14 protein-coding genes are annotated in these 16,018 nt (G+C 68.2%); 6 read left to right on the top strand and 8 right to left on the bottom strand.

Features of this window, described 5'->3' with window-relative positions:
- Positions 1-88 precede the first annotated feature (88 nt).
- Positions 89-1,315 (bottom strand): ROK family protein, encoded by a 1,227-nt coding sequence (locus tag AC27IY_RS42315; RefSeq protein WP_487181479.1) that lies wholly within the window; start codon positions 1,313-1,315, stop codon positions 89-91.
- Positions 1,316-1,500: 185 nt separating this feature from the next.
- Here AC27IY_RS42315 and AC27IY_RS42310 point away from each other — a divergent pair, with 185 nt between their 5' ends.
- Genes AC27IY_RS42310 through AC27IY_RS42300 form a run of 3 tightly spaced genes read left to right on the top strand, consistent with a single transcriptional unit; the run spans position 1,501 to position 5,046 of the window.
- A complete protein-coding gene (locus tag AC27IY_RS42310; protein WP_487181478.1) occupies positions 1,501-3,144 on the top strand; it encodes an extracellular solute-binding protein in 1,644 nt (547 codons plus the stop codon).
- 10 nt (positions 3,145-3,154) lie between these two features.
- Positions 3,155-4,129 (top strand): ABC transporter permease, encoded by a 975-nt coding sequence (locus AC27IY_RS42305; protein WP_423443334.1) that lies wholly within the window; start codon positions 3,155-3,157, stop codon positions 4,127-4,129.
- Positions 4,126-5,046 (top strand): carbohydrate ABC transporter permease, encoded by a 921-nt coding sequence (locus AC27IY_RS42300; protein ID WP_449956191.1) that lies wholly within the window; start codon positions 4,126-4,128, stop codon positions 5,044-5,046. Before AC27IY_RS42305 ends, AC27IY_RS42300 begins: the two co-directional genes overlap by 4 nt.
- Before the next feature lie 84 nt (positions 5,047-5,130).
- Here AC27IY_RS42300 and AC27IY_RS42295 read toward each other — a convergent pair whose 3' ends face one another.
- The 4 genes from AC27IY_RS42295 to AC27IY_RS42280 form a co-directional block, all read right to left on the bottom strand.
- On the bottom strand, positions 5,131-6,051 hold the full coding sequence (locus tag AC27IY_RS42295) for a hypothetical protein (protein WP_487181477.1): 921 nt from the start codon (positions 6,049-6,051) through the stop codon (positions 5,131-5,133).
- 50 nt (positions 6,052-6,101) lie between these two features.
- A complete protein-coding gene (locus AC27IY_RS42290) occupies positions 6,102-6,644 on the bottom strand; it encodes an RNA polymerase sigma factor (protein ID WP_423443328.1) in 543 nt (180 codons plus the stop codon).
- Between the two features lie 124 nt (positions 6,645-6,768).
- A complete protein-coding gene (locus tag AC27IY_RS42285) occupies positions 6,769-7,227 on the bottom strand; it encodes a hypothetical protein (protein ID WP_487181476.1) in 459 nt (152 codons plus the stop codon).
- A 197-nt stretch (positions 7,228-7,424) separates the two neighbouring features.
- Complete coding sequence (locus AC27IY_RS42280; RefSeq protein ID WP_487181475.1) at positions 7,425-7,631, bottom strand: DUF397 domain-containing protein; 207 nt, start codon at positions 7,629-7,631, stop codon at positions 7,425-7,427.
- Positions 7,632-8,021: 390 nt separating this feature from the next.
- On the opposite strand from AC27IY_RS42280, the gene AC27IY_RS42275 reads away from it, so the two are divergent.
- The 3 genes from AC27IY_RS42275 (at position 8,022) to AC27IY_RS42265 (ending at position 10,627) form a co-directional block, all read left to right on the top strand.
- Entirely contained in the window at positions 8,022-9,203 is a 1,182-nt protein-coding gene (locus tag AC27IY_RS42275; protein WP_449956179.1) for a helix-turn-helix domain-containing protein, read from the top strand.
- On the top strand, positions 9,200-9,733 hold the full coding sequence (locus AC27IY_RS42270; protein ID WP_449956176.1) for a flavoprotein: 534 nt from the start codon (positions 9,200-9,202) through the stop codon (positions 9,731-9,733). Before AC27IY_RS42275 ends, AC27IY_RS42270 begins: the two co-directional genes overlap by 4 nt.
- A 645-nt stretch (positions 9,734-10,378) precedes the next feature.
- On the top strand, positions 10,379-10,627 hold the full coding sequence (locus AC27IY_RS42265; RefSeq protein WP_449956173.1) for a hypothetical protein: 249 nt from the start codon (positions 10,379-10,381) through the stop codon (positions 10,625-10,627).
- Positions 10,628-10,933: 306 nt separating this feature from the next.
- Here the strand turns inward: AC27IY_RS42265 and AC27IY_RS42260 are convergent, their stop codons facing one another.
- The 3 genes from AC27IY_RS42260 to AC27IY_RS42250 all read right to left on the bottom strand — a co-directional run bounded on the left by AC27IY_RS42260 (position 10,934) and on the right by AC27IY_RS42250 (position 15,836).
- Positions 10,934-11,410, bottom strand: coding sequence for a hypothetical protein (locus AC27IY_RS42260; RefSeq protein WP_487181474.1), 477 nt, complete (start codon positions 11,408-11,410; stop codon positions 10,934-10,936).
- Entirely contained in the window at positions 11,407-12,810 is a 1,404-nt protein-coding gene (locus AC27IY_RS42255) for an AAA family ATPase (protein WP_487181473.1), read from the bottom strand. The genes AC27IY_RS42260 and AC27IY_RS42255 overlap by 4 nt, the downstream gene beginning before the upstream one ends.
- 359 nt (positions 12,811-13,169) lie before the next feature.
- On the bottom strand, positions 13,170-15,836 hold the full coding sequence (locus AC27IY_RS42250; protein WP_487181472.1) for a cellulose binding domain-containing protein: 2,667 nt from the start codon (positions 15,834-15,836) through the stop codon (positions 13,170-13,172).
- Between the last annotated feature and the right edge of the window lie 182 nt (positions 15,837-16,018).

The following is a 16,018-nucleotide window of genomic DNA, read 5'->3' as shown; positions in this document are numbered from 1 at the left end:
GTGTCGAAGCGCTTCGACGACCGGCCTGGGGAAGTTACGCGGACATTTCGGTGGGTTGACTGAAGGGTGCACTTCCGCGTGACCAAGGTCAAGGGATTCGCGACAATCCTCCGGGCAATCTTCCCGAGTCGACGGAGTCGAGCACCCGCGCCGCGCCCCCCAGCGCGGCGGCGTCCTGGCCGAGCGTCGAGGCCACGACCCGGCAGCCGCCCGCGTCGGGGGCGAGCACCCGGTGGCCCAGCTCGGCGTGCACGGCGGGCAGCAGCCAGGGCGCGAGCGGGACGTAGTGGCCGCCGAGCACGACCACCTCGGGGTCGAGCAGGTTGGCCAGGATGGACACGCCCCTGCCGAGGCTCCGCCCGGCCGCCGACAGCGTGGCGAGCGTGCCGGCGTCGCCCGCGCGGGCCAGCCGGACGACCTCCTCGATCTCGATCTGGATCTCGGCGGGGTGGATCTCGGCGGGCACGGACGCCCCGCGCAGCACGGACCCGATGCCGGCCATCACCTCCAGGCAGCCGCGCCGCCCGCAGTGGCACGGCGGGCCGTCGGGGTCGAGCTGGACGTGGCCGATCTCGCCGCTGTAGCCGAGGCCGCCCCTGCGCAGCCGGCCGTCGAGGATGATGCCCGCGCCGACGCCGATCTCGCCGGTCAGGTAGACGAGGTCGGCCGCGCCGGCGTGCGCGCCGAAGCGCTGCTCGGCCAGGGCGGCGAGGTTGGCGTCGTTGTCCACCTGGATCGGGAAGCCGGGGTCGCGCAGTGCCTTGGCGAGGTCTCCGCCGAGGTCGGCGTCACGCCAGCCGAGGTTGGGCGCCAGGCGTACGGTGCCCTGCACGTCGACCAGCCCCGGCACCGCGACGGCGAGGCCGAGCACCTGGCGCTCCTCCTTGGCCATGCGGTTGATCACCCGCCGGACGATCGCGCCGACGCTCGCCACCCCCTGGCTGACCGAGTCGCCGGCCGAGAACGAGCGCCGCCAGGTGAGCAGCCGCTCCCCCGCGAGGTCGGTGGCCACGGCCGAGACGTGATCGACGTTGATCTCCACCCCGATGGCGGCGTAGGGGGAGCCGTCGAGGACGAGCATGGTGGCGGGGCGGCCGACGCGGTTCTCGGTGAGCCCGGTCTCGCGGACCAGGCGGCGGTCGATGAGGTCGGCCACCAGGCTGGAGACGGTCGCCTTGTTGAGCCCGGTGGTGGCCGCGATGTCGGCCCGCGAACAGGGCGCGTGCTCGCGGACGAACCGCAGCACGACCGCGAGGTTGGTGGCCCGTACGTCGGCGAAGTCGGCCGGCTGCGGGCCGGTCGTAGAAGTGATCAATATCAGCCCCGTTCCCGCCATGAGATGACCCAAGCATGCCGCATCGTGGGCCTCCTTCACCAACCTGTGACCGCTCCGGTCCCTTGTGGCCGCGCCATCAGTCTACTAATTTGTTTGGTCGGAATACCAACTAACTTTCAGGCTGATTTTCCTCGGGCCCCTCCCGCCCATTGAAGGGACGAGCCATGCCATCAACCCCCACGACCCGCCGCGGTTTCCTCGGCCTCGTCGGCGCGAGCATCCTGGTCGCCGGCTGCGCCGAGAAGCAGTCGGCGTCCAAGGGCACCGCCGTCGCGGCCGACAAGCTGAAGAGCCTGGTGCCGACGCGGGTCCCCTTCGAGATCGCCGGGCTCAAGCCCGACCTGCCCGGCAGCGAGTTCGTCGCGCCCGGCTTCCTGACCCGCCCCGCCACCATGGCGCAGGCCGTCACCACCAAGCCGCTCACCAGCGGCAAGGAGGTGACCGCCATGACGCCGCTCTGGGGCACCGTGCCGCCCGGCCTCGGCGACAACTCCTACTACGACATCGTCAACGAGCGCCTCGGCGGCCCCGTCCGCTTCAACATCTCCGACGGCAACACCTACGGGCAGAAGCTCAGCACGCTGCTGGCCAGCGGCGACGTGCCCGAGATGGTGTGCGTGCCGCAGTGGGAGCTCATCAAGATCGCGCACTTCACCGAGGCCGCCAACAAGCTCTTCGCCGACCTGTCGCCCTACCTCGCCGGGGACAAGGCCAAGGAGTTCCCGCTCCTCGCCAACTACGACACCGCCGCCTGGCAGTACAGCGTCTTCGGCGGCGTGCTCCAGGGCATCCCCTGGCAGAACGACCCGTTCCCGTTCGCCACCTTCGTCCGCCAGGACATCCTCAAGGAGCTGGGCCTGGAGCAGCCGAAGAGCGGCGACGACCTGCTCGCCCTCGGCAAGGCCATCACCGACCCGAAGAAGAAGCGCTGGGCCTTCGGCGGCGGCATGGAGCAGGAGATGCAGCGGGCCTTCGGCGCGCCCCGCGAGTGGCGCAAGAAGGCCGACGGCACCCTGGAGTACAAGTACGAGACCCCCGAATTCGCCGCCGCCATCGAGTTCATGACCAAGCTCTTCGCGGCCGGTCACGTGCACCCCGACATCGTGGCCAACAAGGACGCCGACAACAAGGGCATCTTCGGCAGCGGCCAGATGGTGATCTACCGCGACGGCCTCGGCTCCTGGCACGAGAACCTGGGCCGCTTCCAGGCCGACAACCCCAAGTTCGACCAGCAGATCGTCGCCCCCTACCCGGCCCAGGCCGGCGGCCGGACCATCGTGTGGCGCAACGAGCCCGCCAGCATGTTCGCCTTCATCAAGAAGGGTCTCGGCGACGCCCGCACCCGCGAGCTCATCGCGCTCGCCAACTGGACCTCCGCGCCGTTCGGCACCCAGGAGTACGAGCTGGTCTTCAACGGCGTCGAGGGCAAGCACTACACGGTCGAGAACGGCAAGATCAAGCAGACCGCGCTCGGCCGCAAGGAGGTCGCGCCCACGTACATGTTCCTGTCCGGCCGGCCAAGCGCCAACGAGAAGAGCCAGTACGAGGGCCTGGTCCAGGCGCTCTACGACTGGGAGACGCAGGCCGCCACGCTGCTGGAGAACGACCCCTTCGTGGGCATCCGGGTCGAGACGCCGTCCAAGATGGCGGGCCTCGTCACCCCCACCGAGGACAAGATGCAGGAGATCCTCCGCGGCAAGCGCCCGATCTCGGAGTGGCCGAAGATCGTCAAGGAGTGGCAGGACCAGGGCGGCAACGAGGCGCGCGAGTTCTACATGAAGGTCGCGCGCGAGAACGGGCGGCTGTGAGGGGCCCGGCGTGGGCGTGATGACCGAACGGCCGATCAAACTGGGCAATCCCCCGGCACGGGACGAGCACAAGCTCACCTGGCGGGCCAAGCTGCGGCGCGACCGGTCGCTGCTGCTCATGAACCTGCCGATGCTGCTGCTGGTGCTCGCCTTCTGGTGGGTGCCGGCGCTCGGCAACATCATCGCCTTCCAGGACTACAACCCGTACACGGGGGGCATCGCGGGCAGTCCCGTCATCGGCTTCACCAACTTCGCGCTGCTCTTCCAGGACCCCCAGTTCCTGCGCGCGATGCTCAACACGCTGTCGATCACCGCCTTCCAGCTCGTCTTCTACTTCCCCGTGCCGATCATGCTGGCGCTGCTGCTGCACAGCATCGTCTCGGCCCGGCTGCGGGCGTTCGTGCAGGGCGTGGTCTACATGCCGTACTTCTTCTCCTGGGTGCTGGTCGTGGCCATCTTCCAGCAGATGTTCGGCGGGGCCGGGCTGCTCGCCCAGCTCCTGCGCGAACGCGGCCACGAGGGCGTGGACTGGATGACGAACTCCGACACGTTCATCCTGCTCATCACCACCCAGACCATCTGGAAGGACGCCGGCTGGGGAGCGATCATCTTCCTGGCCGCGCTCAGCACCATCGACCCCAACCTGTACGAGGCCGCCGCCGTGGACGGGGCCCGCCGCTGGCGGCGCCTGTGGCACATCACGCTGCCAGGGCTGCGCCCGGTGATCGTGCTGCTGCTCATCCTGCGGCTCGGTGACGCGCTCAACGTCGGCTTCGAGCAGTTCATGCTGCAGCGCAGCGCGGTCGGCAGCGGGGCGTCGGAGGTGTTCGACACGTTCGTGTACTGGTCGGGGCTGCGTACCGGGGACCTGGGGTACGGGGCGGCGGCCGGCCTGTTCAAGGGGCTGGTCGGGCTGCTGCTGATCCTGGCGGCGAACCGGGTGGCGCACGCGCTCGGCGAACGAGGAGTGTACTCGCGATCATGACCACTCTGACCTCCCGGCCGGGGCGGCGGCCCGCCCGGCTGGCTCCCTGGGAGGAGCGGCCCTCCCCCGCCGGGCAGCTCGGCAAGGGCGCGATCATCACGCTGATCGTGCTCGCCGTGCTCGGGCCGCTCTACACGATCGTCCTGACCAGCCTCAGCCCGGCCGCCACCGTCAACCGGGCCGGCGGGCTGGTGCTGGTGCCGGACGGCATCACCCTGGAGGCGTACCGGCAGATCTTCTCCGACACCGTGGTCAGCAGGGCCGTGCTGGTGAGCACGGGGGTGACCCTCGTGGGGACGTTGATCAGCACCGGGGTGAGCGTGCTGGGGGCGTACTCGCTGTCGCGCCCCGGCTCCTTCCTGCACCGGCCGCTGCTGTTCAGCATCCTGCTGATGTTCGTCTTCTTCCCCGGGATCATCCCCGTCTACCTGATGGTGAGCGGGCTCGGGCTGAAGGACAGCTACTGGTCGCTGATCCTGCCGACGGCCGTGTCGGCGTTCAACGTGGTGGTGCTGCGCTCGTTCTTCATGAACATCCCCGGCGAGGTGCTGGACAGCGCCCGCATCGACGGGGCCGGCGAGTGGCGCATCCTGTGGCGGATCGTGCTGCCCATGTCGAAGGCGGTGACGGCGGTCGTCTCGATGTTCTACGCCGTCGGCTACTGGAACGCCTGGTTCAACGCGATGCTCTACATCGACGACACCCGCAGGTGGCCGCTCGCGCTGATCCTGCGCCAGTACGTCGTCGACTCCAACCCGCTGCCGGCGGCGACGGCCGGGGTCACCGGGGACGCCCCGCCGACCCTGGCCATCAAGATGGCGATCGTGGTGATCGCGGTACTGCCCGCCCTGATCATCTACCCGTTCGTCCAGCGGCACTTCACCAAGGGCGTCATCGTCGGCGCCGTGAAGGGATGACGCCCGTGGTGGTGTCCGGCGGCCGTCCCCGCCGTCGAGCCTCCGCCCGCGCCGGGCGGAATCGGCGGCGCGGTCCACGACTGGCTAGTGCCACCAGTCGCTGGCCGGGGGATCGATCATGGGCAGCGAGTCCTTGGGCAGGCCGGCGGGGGCGGTGACGGAGACGGTGACGGCGTCGGAGGCGATCCGCTCGACGTCCTCCACGAGCCACTCGTCCTTGACATGCGCGGGATCGACGGCGTAGCCGCCGCCGGTGCCGTCCGGGTTGTCCCACATCACCACGTACCCGACCTTCATCCCGGCGGCCTTCAGGTCGGCGCTGACCCGCGCGACCGGCTTGCCCCTGGGTCTGTACCCCTTGATCACGCTCGCGCCCGGAGCGACGTCGATCTGCACCGGGGTGGCATAGAGCTCGCCGGGGGCCGCCGGACGGCCGATCCCGACGACGAGCCGCCCCGTCACACCGACCGGGATGGACACCTTGCCGCACCAGACCGAGCGGCAGCCGTCCTGCCTGGTGCTGATCATGATGCCGCCGCCCTTGGGATACGTGCCCTCCACGAGCGCCGGACCGATCAGCTTGCCGACGTCCTCCGGCGCGACCGGGGCCTTGCGCACGTCGACGTCCAGGCCGATCGCACGGAACGCCTCGGCGAACTTGCCCACGTCGGCCGCGGGGTCGTTGATCTCCACCTCGATGATCTCGCCGCCGGTCCTGCCGTCGTCGCCGGTCCTGAGCGAGACGGCGGCGTTGGCGTACTCCGTGGCGGGGCCGCCGAACGGCGTCCAGACGACCAGCGCGGCGGCCAGCCCGGCCGCCACCACCCCGAGCCCGAGACCGCGCCGCACGGCCACGCGCCCGCGCCCGCGCCCGCTCCGGACGGGCTGACGCTCCGTCTCCATGATCGACTCCATCAGCGCCCGCGCCCCCGCGCCGGACGCCTGCCCCGCGGGCTCGCCATCCAGGTCCTCGTCCCGTACGCGGGCGAGATCGGCGATGTTCACAGCGTGCTCCCTCCGGGCAAAGTTCATGGCCGGCTTCCTCCGGGGGATGTTCACAGCCGGCTCCCTTCGAACGCGACGGCGCGCGAGTGCTGGACGCCTGCCTCGGCCAGTCTCCGGGCGAACCTCCTGCGCGCGCGATAAAGCCTGACTCGTACGACATTTGCTGATATCCCGAGCACCTTGGCGATCTCCGAAGGGCTCAGCCGCTCCCACGCGACCAGCGCCAGCAACTCCCTGTCGTCATCAGGCAGCGACCTGAACACCTGCCCGAGCTGGGAGAAATCCTCGCCCGGCAGCTCGGCGGCGAACGGCGAGGCGGCGAGCTGCGCCCGCAGCGCGGCGGTGCGTTGCTCGTGGCGGCGCTCGCCGCGCCGCTGGTTCGCCAGCACCTTCCTGGCCACGCCGAAGAGCCACAACCTGGCCTCGTCTTCTTCCGGGACCTCCTCGATGCGGCGCCAGGCGACCATGAACGTCTCGGCCACGACGTCCGCCGCGTCGTCCGGGTCGGGACAGCGGCGCAACGCGTACCCGAGCAGAGGGCGGTACGAGGAGGCGTAGAGCTCCTCGAAGCGCCTCTCGGGATCTGCTCCCACTTGGGCTCCTCACTTGGGGCGTTCGACACACAACCCCATGTCCGGCAATTCCGGAGCATTACCGAACGGAAGGAGATTTCCCGATATGGGCGTTGATCGCGTCGTCCCGTCCCGAGGAACGGCGTCAGCGCCCGCCGTAGTGACCTCCGGTCGCCAGGCGGTAGGCGGCGTACGCGGTGACGCCGTACGCCAGGTGCGGCACGGCGTCCGAGATCCAGTCCGTGGCCGACCACGAGCGCGGGTCGGTGGTGCCGAGCATCGCCAGCGGGGCGTTGGAGCCCACCATGGCCAGCGCCGTGAGCGCCAGCACCCCGACCGGCCACGACGGCCGCCACCGCGCGGCCGCGAGCCCGTAACAGAGCGCCGCCCCGGCCCCGGTCGCGTAGCCGAGCAGCGACCCCAGCGCCTCCTTGCGGTTGTCCGCCCGCTCCCCCTCCCCGAGGCCCACGTCGGCCAGGCCCGCCATCTTCTCCACGGCCTGCTGGGGCGTGCTGCTGGCCGGGCGGGCGCGGATCGCCATGTCGAGGTAGGTGACGACGTTGAGCGCGCTGGTCCCGGCCGCTCCGGCGATCAGACCTCTCACGAGCGTGTGCATGCCCGCCCGCTACCCGGGGGTCCTCGCGTTACGCTCGTGCTACTGCTGTGACGGACGAAGGGCGGATGTCGTGGGAGAACACACGTCCTGGGCCGGCAGGAGGGCCGAGATCATGAGCCGGCCGGGCGCAGGGGCCGCGTACGAGGCGGCGAAGGTCAGGTTCGAGGACTCGTTGGCGGAGGCGGTCAGAGGTCGAACTCACCCCGACGGGCCCCCGACAGGAACGCCGTCCATTCCGCAGGAGTGAAGATCAGCCGGGCTCCGTCGGGATCCTTGCTGTCACGCACGGCCACGACGCCGGGGAGGTTGGTCGCGACCTCCACACACTGCCCGTTGTCGCCACTGGCACTGGACTTGCGCCATTCGGCCGCGTCGAGGTTCAGCTCGTCCATGTGGTGATCGCATCCTCTGGCCTGTTGTGTGACGTCTCTCGGCTGCCCGTCCGCTCTGATCGTGTCATATCGCTGCCGCATGACAAGGCCGCGGCCGTCGTCCGTCCAGTGTTCGCCGGATGGCGGATCATGCGCAGCGACGCCCGGACGCGCGCCGTACGGTCGACGCCTACCACCCGAGGTGTGCCAGGGCGTCAGCCTTCGCGCATGGTGACACAGCCTGTGTCACTTCCGGCCCCCTACCGGCCCGAAACTGGGCCGTCAGGGCCGGGGCAGCCGAGGTTCACGTAGCCGACTGCCGCTGACCCGGCGTGAACAGGGCTTCCGCCGATCAGCGGGTTCGGTGATGCTGGCTGTGGAAGCCCGAGCGCACGACGACTGAGGTGCCGGATGAATGATCGCGAACTGGGCCAGCGAGTCGCGTACTGGCGGCGTCGGCGGGGCCTCACTCAACGGATTCTCGCCGACCGGCTGGGACGATCGGTCAGTTGGCTGCGCAAGGTGGAGTCCGGTGTCCGGAACGCCGACCGGCTTTCCGTCCTGGGCTCGCTCTGTGAGGCGTTGAACGTCGATCTCCATACCCTGATCGGTGCGGAGCCCACGCGAAACACGACCCTGTGCATTGACGATGCGCAAGTCGAACGCATCAGGGATGCGATGGAGAGCTACCCGTTCGATGACGGGACGGGTGATCTCATCCGGCTGCGTCGCCAGGTCGCCTACGCGTGGAACGCTTTCGAGGTGGCGGACTACGACGTCATCAGCCAGGTGCTCCCGGAGACATTGGAGAACGCGCAGAGCACCCACGCCGCGCTCAGAACCGAAGAATCGGCCCGGCTGCTCGCCGAGGTCTATCAGATAACGGCCAGCACGCTGCGAAAGCTCGGTGAGCACTCGCTGTCGTGGCTGGCCGGAGACCGGAGCATGGCGACGGCCCGCCAGATCGGCGACCTTTCGCTCCTGACCGCCGCCGGATGGCGGATCGCCAATGCCCTGCTGTCCATGGGCCGGGCTGAGCCTGCGCTCCACATGCTTGACGGACTGGCGAATCGCCTTGACGTCGAAGCGCACGACGAGGAGCTGCGCGCCTTGTACGGGCACGTGCTGTTGCAGGCGGCGATGGCCGCCGCGGCGCTGGGAAGGCACGCCACGGTGCGAGATCTGCTTGCGGAAGCGCGGGAGGCGGCCCGGTTTGTGGACGCCGGCAGGAACCATTGCTGGCTCGCGTTCGGCCCGGCCAACATCACAGCCCACGAGGTGGCCGCTCTGGTCGTGCTCGGTGAGGGCGGTCTGGCGGTCGAGGCCGCGCATGCGGCTGATCCGACGGAGATCGCGCGGATGCGTCGTGAGCGTCAGGCCGCGTTCCTGCTGGATGTGGCGCGGGGGTACAGCCAGTGGGGTCAACGGGAGGAGGCCGTACGGACGCTGCTGGAGGCTGAGCGGGTGGCCTCCCGCGAGGTGCGCTGCCGTCCTCTCGCCCAGACCCTCATCGCCGACCTCGTGCACCGCGCCCGAGGCCCGGTGTCCTCCGACCTCGTACGGCTGGCCGCTCGTGCGGGGATACAGGCGTGAGCGGGCGCGTTCTCTACGTGATCGCGTGTGGGGCGCCCCCGGCAGGCGAGGTGAGCACGCTGGTAGCGATGGCTCAAGGGAGAGGGTGGGAGGTATGCCTCCTGACCACCCCGACGGGGCGGCGGTTCGTCGACGCGGTCGCGCTTGAACGTCTGACCGGCCATCCCGTACGCAGTGAGTACAAGGAGCCCGGCACGCCGGATGTGCTTCCGTCACCTGACGCCATCATCGTCGCGCCGGCCACCGTGAACACCATCAGCAAGTGGGCGCTGGCCGTGTGCGACACGCTCGCGCTGGGCATCTTGGTCGAGGCCATCGGCAAACAGCTGCCGGTCGTCGCGCTGCCGTTCACGAACTGGGCGCATGCCGCCCATCCCGCCTTTCGGGAGCACATCGGCAAGCTTCGATCCTGGGGGGTCGAGGTGCTGTTCGGGCCAGAGGTGTATCCCCTCCATGAGCCGGGAACCGGGAGCCGCCACCTGCATCTCTTCCCTTGGGAACGAACCTTGGACTGCCTCACGGGAGAGTAGCCACACGATGTCCGCGCTGGTCGGTGCGGTGACGGCGCTGAGCTTCGACACCCGGCCTCGATCTCCAAGCGACGTAGAGAGATCGTGATGACGCGGGCATGATCGAACCTGCTGGCGCACCCCATGGGAAACGTTCTACGTCGGCGATGGCTATCCGGGAGCTTCTGCGAAACACACGCTGTGTCACTGATTGATTACTCTTCGCTCCAGAATGGGGCCATCCCAGCAGTGATGCGGGCAGGAGCCTAAAGGCCACTGCCTGCGTGAAGCGGACCCGCCGGCGATGCCCTAAATCGCCGACGGGTCCCTGATCAGGATGGTGGTCCTGACCATGACACACGATAGGGCTACAGCCGCCGTCGGTCCGGTGTTCGCCGGATGGCGGATCATGCGCAGCGACGCCGGACGATTCTGGGCGACCCGCGAGCAACCATTCCCCAGGGCCGTCGAGGACGCCGGCGCATACCGTACGGTCGACGCCGACGACCTCGTGAGATTGTGCCAAGTCATCGCGGAGCAGGAGGGCATAGCCGAGCGAAAGCGCTGGATCGGGCGGACAATACGGTGACCGCATCCACCGCCGTTCTCGCTCCGTCTGACGTCCTCACGGATGAGGACTGCCCAGGGATCTCGCCGCATCCGGCCGTGCCCCGCCCCGGGCGTACGGCGCTGTGGTGGATCGAGCAGAGCCTTGGGCCCGGCCGGGTCGTCGCGTACACCTGCTCCTGCCGGATGACAGCCTATGAGCTGGTCGTCTGTGGCGGCGTCTACCAGATCCGCCGCCGGACCGTTCCCCGCCGGGGCGTGCCGCCCGTGTCCTGGACGGCCGCGCGATGGCGCCGCGAGCAGGCGCTCGAATGGTGGCGCCGCCTGCTCGCCGGTCAGGCCCGATGAGCCGCCCCGCCCGTAAGACCCGCCCGCACACCCCGTCCAGTTGTCGGCGGCGACCAGGAGAGGGAGAGCTCCGCGAAGGGCATCGCGCTGGGCCCATATGGCGGCAGATTCCCTGGTCCAGGGCAGCTGATGGCCGGCATCCGGGAGAGCGGCTGGAGAAGCCCTCTCGACCGGGGCTCGGGGCACCCCGAGCGGAGCAAGGACCTTTCGGGTAGCTCCGCAGGCGGTGGCGCAGGTGAGGGTGGGGGTGGTGGCAGTGACGGAACCGTTGAAGCCGAACGAGGGTTCGTGGGCGTGGCCCGTGCGTCAGCCACCGCAGATTTCTATGACCACGATGTTGTTTTGCGTCAGTTCCTGCGCAGCCTGCCGCCAGTCCGAGTCTGCGCAATTGACGATCACAGATTTCCACTCGTCCGCTATGACCGTCGCCACGAACTTGTGGTCGGACGGGTCGAAGGCTCGTAAGCCCCCAGGAATCTCCTCGTAGGAGCCGTTGCCGTCAGGGGTTATCTGGACCTTCTGGACACGGCGCGGGTCTGCCTGCCGACGGTGCAGGTGGAGGAAGAAGTGGTCACCGAGGCCGGGCTGCCCCTTGAACGAGCAATATCTCTCGTACTCTTCGAAGATCTGCCCAGAGCCGTCGAGAACGACGATGGCGCGGCTCTCGGCGTGCTCCAGGAACTCGATCGCCGAGTTCTTGCAGCTGGAACTCATGTGATCGGCCTTGCCATTGGCGACGATCAGCACATTGGTGTCGATGACGACACGTGACGGATGGTTCAACCGGTTTTCTCGTCATTCGCTCGGTTACGGGCTGCGCGGTTCATGGCGGCGGCCTCCTCGAAAGGGTTGCCGAAGAAATCATCCGGCCAGTTCGTGATGTTACCGAAGGCATCGAGGTCGAGCCGGTCGATCGTGGATGCCGCGCCATCCGTCTGGCAGAAGTAGAGCAGGCAGTCCTCAGGCTCGAGTCTTATCCCTCTGCCGACGTCCCTTTCGGCGATGCGGCGTTGCAGGCGCGTGAGAAAGTGCTCGGAGTGACTTTCGACGACGACTTGGATGTTGCGGACCTTCGCCGCCTCGATGATCACGTCGGCGAGCCTGCTCTGCACCGCTGGATGCAAATGAATTTCCGGCTGTTCGAGAAGGACCGTGGACCCTTCCGGCGCATAGGCCAGAAGAACCAATACCGGAAGTACCTGGCTGACGCCGAATCCGACATCCGTGAGGAGAACAGGCGTGCTGCCGACCGAGCGGGTCACCTGAACACGGTAAATAGTCCCTCTGTCGTCAACCGATTCCACCGTGAATGAATGAATCAGCCCGAGCTCTTTGAGCCAGGAGGCCACATGTTCTTCCACAGTGATCAGCCTCGTACGGCGTGGACCGTCTTCTTGTCTGATGAATCCACGCACGTTGGTCTTTCCGTCGGCCTGTGAGGCGATCAACGCCTCGACCGCGAGTTCACCTCTTCGGCCCACATCGCTGGGTCGGCCCCCCGACCAGATGTACTGGCGTGCGGGGTCCTGCCGCAAGGGGCCGAGGTAGTAGATCCGGCTACAGAGGTTCTCGAATTGCAGCTCCAGATCGGACAGGAAGGCGGCATTCTGATAATATGCCCGCACCTGGTCGGGAAAACTATAGAACTTTCCGGGAGAGGGCAGCAGCCACGGCCTCTCCGGCACGTGCTTGAACGGGTAATCATTGGATTCCAGCGCGTACTCGTCCTTGCCGCTTCCGCTGCGCGTCAGCGAGAAACGCAGGTCGCCGAGTCCGTATTCGACACGTTGGACGACCGGGAAGTTTCGTATCTCGCGAACCCGGGTGGACAGACTGAGGTCATCACTTGCGGCGATGGCGCTTCGCTCCTCGGTCTCCGTGCTCCGGATCTGAAAAGGCTCGTCCTCGCGCCACCCGATATCGATTCCGACAGCCCGCTCGGAGTCGTGCCGGAACGTGATGTCATTGAATGTCCCCAGGCTTACCAGCGATGCCGGGCCACCCATGTCAAAAACGCGGCCCCGGTCCGCCGACTCTACTGTCTGCTTGAGCAGCAGCATGCTCTGCAGAAAGGTTGTCTTCCCGGACGAATTACTTCCGAAGAAGGCAGTGATAGGGCCGAACTGAATCTTTCCGCTATCCGCCCAAGCCTTAAAGTTCTGCAGCCTGAGATATGTTATCATCGACCTTCGTCTCTCCAGCGGCCCGCACCGAGCGCCATAGCATTCCCAGCAGGCACTTTAGTGGTCATGAGCCGGGCAAGTCACCGATCTCGCCAGTATGAGAGGCGTTCAAAACCTCGCGTTCGAGACGCTGAGGGCGCACCCTGGGCCATAAGGCGGCGGAATTCCTGGTCCAGCGCATCCGGCGAGCCGGGCATCCGGGAGAGCGGGAGAGGGCTGGAGGCCCTCTCGCCCGGGGATCGGGGCGGAGCCTCGATCCCCGAGGAGGGGCGCCCGAGCGGAGCGAGGACCTTTGGGGGTGGGCTCCCGGCGGCCCACTTGGTGAACGGGCAACGGGTGGGTGCCGGGGAGCCCACCTACTAGGCAGGGGTGCAGGTGAGGGTGGGGGTGGTGGCGGTGCCGGAGCCGTTGAAGCCGAACGATGTCGAGGCGTTCGCCCCCAGGTTGCCGTTGTAGCCGACGTTCGTCACGGTCACGTTCGTGCCTGACTGAGTCACGGTGCCGTTCCACAGGGAGGTGATCGTCTGGCTGCCGGGCCAGGTCCAGGTGACCTTCCAGCCGGTGATCGACGAGGAGCCGGTGTTCTGGACGGTGACTTCGGCGCCGAAGCCGCCCGGCCAGTTGTTGCCCGGCTTGTACGTGGCCGTGCAACCGGTGCCGGTCGTCGGGGTCACGGTCGGGGTGGCCGTCCCCGTCGGGGTGACGGTGGCCGTCGGGGTCACGGTCGCGGTCGGGGTGACGGTGACCGGGGGGCCGGTGCGGTCGCCGTAGATGATGCCGCGCCCGTTCGTGCCCAGGTAGACCCGGCCGTACACGCGCGGGTCGCCCGTCAGCGCCTCGCCCATGTTGCCCCACTGGTGCTTGTCGTCGTTGATGCGCAGCCAGCTCGACCCGCCGTTGTCGGAGCGGTAGAGGCCGGTGACGTTGTCGATCGTGGCGACCGTGTAGATCGCCTGGTACGTCGCCCCGGGCGCCGCCTTGCCGAAGCCGACGTTCACCGACTTGGTGATGCCGCTGACCTTGGTGAAGGACGTGCCGCTGTTGGTGGAGTGCCAGAGGCCGCCGTCGCCGGCGACCCACAGGTCGCCCTCGATGCCGGGCACGGCCTTGAACTTGCCCGTAGTGGGCAGGCCGGTCGCGGCGGTGGCCGTGAACGTGGCGCCGCCGTTCGTGCTGAGGTAGAGGCGGCCGCCGCTCAGGCCGTAGAACTTGCTCGCGTTGACCCGGTCGGACTCGACCACGGCGTCCGTCGGCAGGCCGGAGGCGGTCTGCCAGGAGTTGCCGTAGCCGACCGAGTAGACGGGCGTGACGCCCTTGGGCGCCCACACGAAGCGGGAGCCGTCGGCCGCGGCGGCCACCGTGCCGCCCTCGTTGACGCCGCCCGGCTCGGTGCCCTGGAACCAGTTCGCGCCGCCGTCCGTGGAGAAGGCGACGTGGCTGTCGTTGGGGCGGTCGGCGTCGGTGAAGTTGCCGGCCCTGACCATCACCGACGGGTTCTTCTCGGCGTAGTCGAGGCTGGTGGTCGAGGTGAACAGCGGCTGGGTGAACATCATCGGCGGTACGGCGTCCAGGTTGGTGTGGCGGAAGCCGGCGATGTCACCGAGGCCGCTGATCAGGGGCGCGCCGCTGGGCGGGCTGATCAGGTCGAGTACGGCGGTCTCCTCCAGCCCCTTGGCCATGGGCCGGATGGTGAACTGGCCGCCCGCGTCCCACTGGGTGAGGTTCTCGGTGCCGTAGACGGTGGCGCCGGTGCCGTACATCATGCGGTTGGAGTCGAACGGGTCGATCTCCAGCGACTCGGTCATCCAGCCGAGCTTGGGGGTGACCTCGGGCGGCTGCGGGTTGGTGCCGAAGGTCAGCCACGGGTTCTCGGTGATGTTCATGGTGTAGCGGAAGCTGCGGTTCGGGTACGACGTCCAGTCCCAGACCCGGGTCCAGGTGGCGCCGGAGTCGGTGGAGCGGAAGAAGATGACGTCCGGCCACCAGGAGATCTGGGTGGCGACCATGAGCGTGCCGGGCTTCTGCCGGTCGATGGTGAGGCCGCTGTAGCCGAAGTAGTCGTCGCTGGAGGAGGAGGGGACGGGGCTGATCTGCGTCCACGTCCCGGTCGCGGTGGCGTAGCGCCACACGTCGCCCTTGGCCCCGTCGTACGGGCCGCCGGTGTCGCTGGTCGCGATGTACAGGTAGCCGTTGACGGTGTCGAGCACGCCCTTGTGGGCGATGTACCCGGTGGGCTGGCCGGCGAGGCGCGACCAGGTGGCGCCGCCGTCCGTGGTGCGGTAGACGGTGTTCTCCTTGTCGGCGACGCCCACGTAGATGGTCTTGGTGGCGGTGCCGGCGCTGGAGGAGCGCTTGTCGTAGGTCACCCAGACGACGCCGGGACGGTGGCTGAGGTAGCCGTTGGCGTCATTGGGGTCCTGGGCGTAGTTGCCGGCGTTGGGGAAGCCGGCGACCTTGGCCCAGGTGGCGCCGTAGTCGGTGCTGCGCCAGAGGCCGTTGCCGTTGGGCGTGCCGAAGTAGAGCACGCGGTTGTCGTTGGGGTCGACCGACAGCGCCTCGCCCATGCCGCGTCCCGGCATGTTGCCGCCGAGCTTGAACGGCAGCGCCGTGACCTGCCAGGTGTCGCCCTTGTCGGTGGAGCGCAGGATGGCGCCGTTGTTGGGGTCCCAGCTGTTGGTGTACATGCCGACGGCGGCGTACACGCGGTTGGTCTGTACGGGGTCGGTGGCGAGGCTGATCACGCCGTTGTAGCCCCATTTGTCCCAGCCGACCCAGTCGAGCAGCGGGGTCCAGGACTTGGTGGACTGGTTCCAGCGGTACGCGCCGCCGATGTCCGTGCGGGCGTAGATGAGGTTGCGTTCGGTGGGGTTGAAGACGATCCCGGGGACGAACCCGCCGCCGTCGATGCGCACGTTCTTGTACGCGTACGGATCCGAGGCGACCGCCGAGACCGGCGTCATCCTGACGACGGCCACCACCAGCAGGACGGCGAACGTCGCCAGGCAGGCCAATAACCTTTTTCGCATGCGCGGCTCTTCCTTTCCGGGCACGCCGGAGGGCGGCCCCAAGGCATCGGATGACCGCCATGCACGAGCAGAGTGCGAGACCCTGACCGTCTCCGCGCCTTCCGCGCATGAGCTTCCCCAGAAGGCTCACACATCGCGGCGCCGAAGGTCAATAGTTTGGACGTACAACGAATTAAAGGAGC

It is taken from the genome of Nonomuraea sp. B208 (genome assembly GCF_057536035.1).
This window is presented reverse-complemented; position numbering and strand designations above follow the sequence as displayed.

Coding starts and splice junctions, on each gene's coding strand:
- AC27IY_RS42310 (WP_487181478.1), top strand. CDS start 1,501: ATGCCATCAACCCCCACGACCCGCCGCGGTTTCCTCGGCCTCGTCGGC.
- AC27IY_RS42300 (WP_449956191.1), top strand. CDS start 4,126: ATGACCACTCTGACCTCCCGGCCGGGGCGGCGGCCCGCCCGGCTGGCT.
- AC27IY_RS42280 (WP_487181475.1), bottom strand. CDS start 7,631: ATGGACGAGCTGAACCTCGACGCGGCCGAATGGCGCAAGTCCAGTGCC.
- AC27IY_RS42275 (WP_449956179.1), top strand. CDS start 8,022: ATGAATGATCGCGAACTGGGCCAGCGAGTCGCGTACTGGCGGCGTCGG.
- AC27IY_RS42255 (WP_487181473.1), bottom strand. CDS start 12,810: ATGATAACATATCTCAGGCTGCAGAACTTTAAGGCTTGGGCGGATAGC.
- AC27IY_RS42250 (WP_487181472.1), bottom strand. CDS start 15,836: ATGCGAAAAAGGTTATTGGCCTGCCTGGCGACGTTCGCCGTCCTGCTG.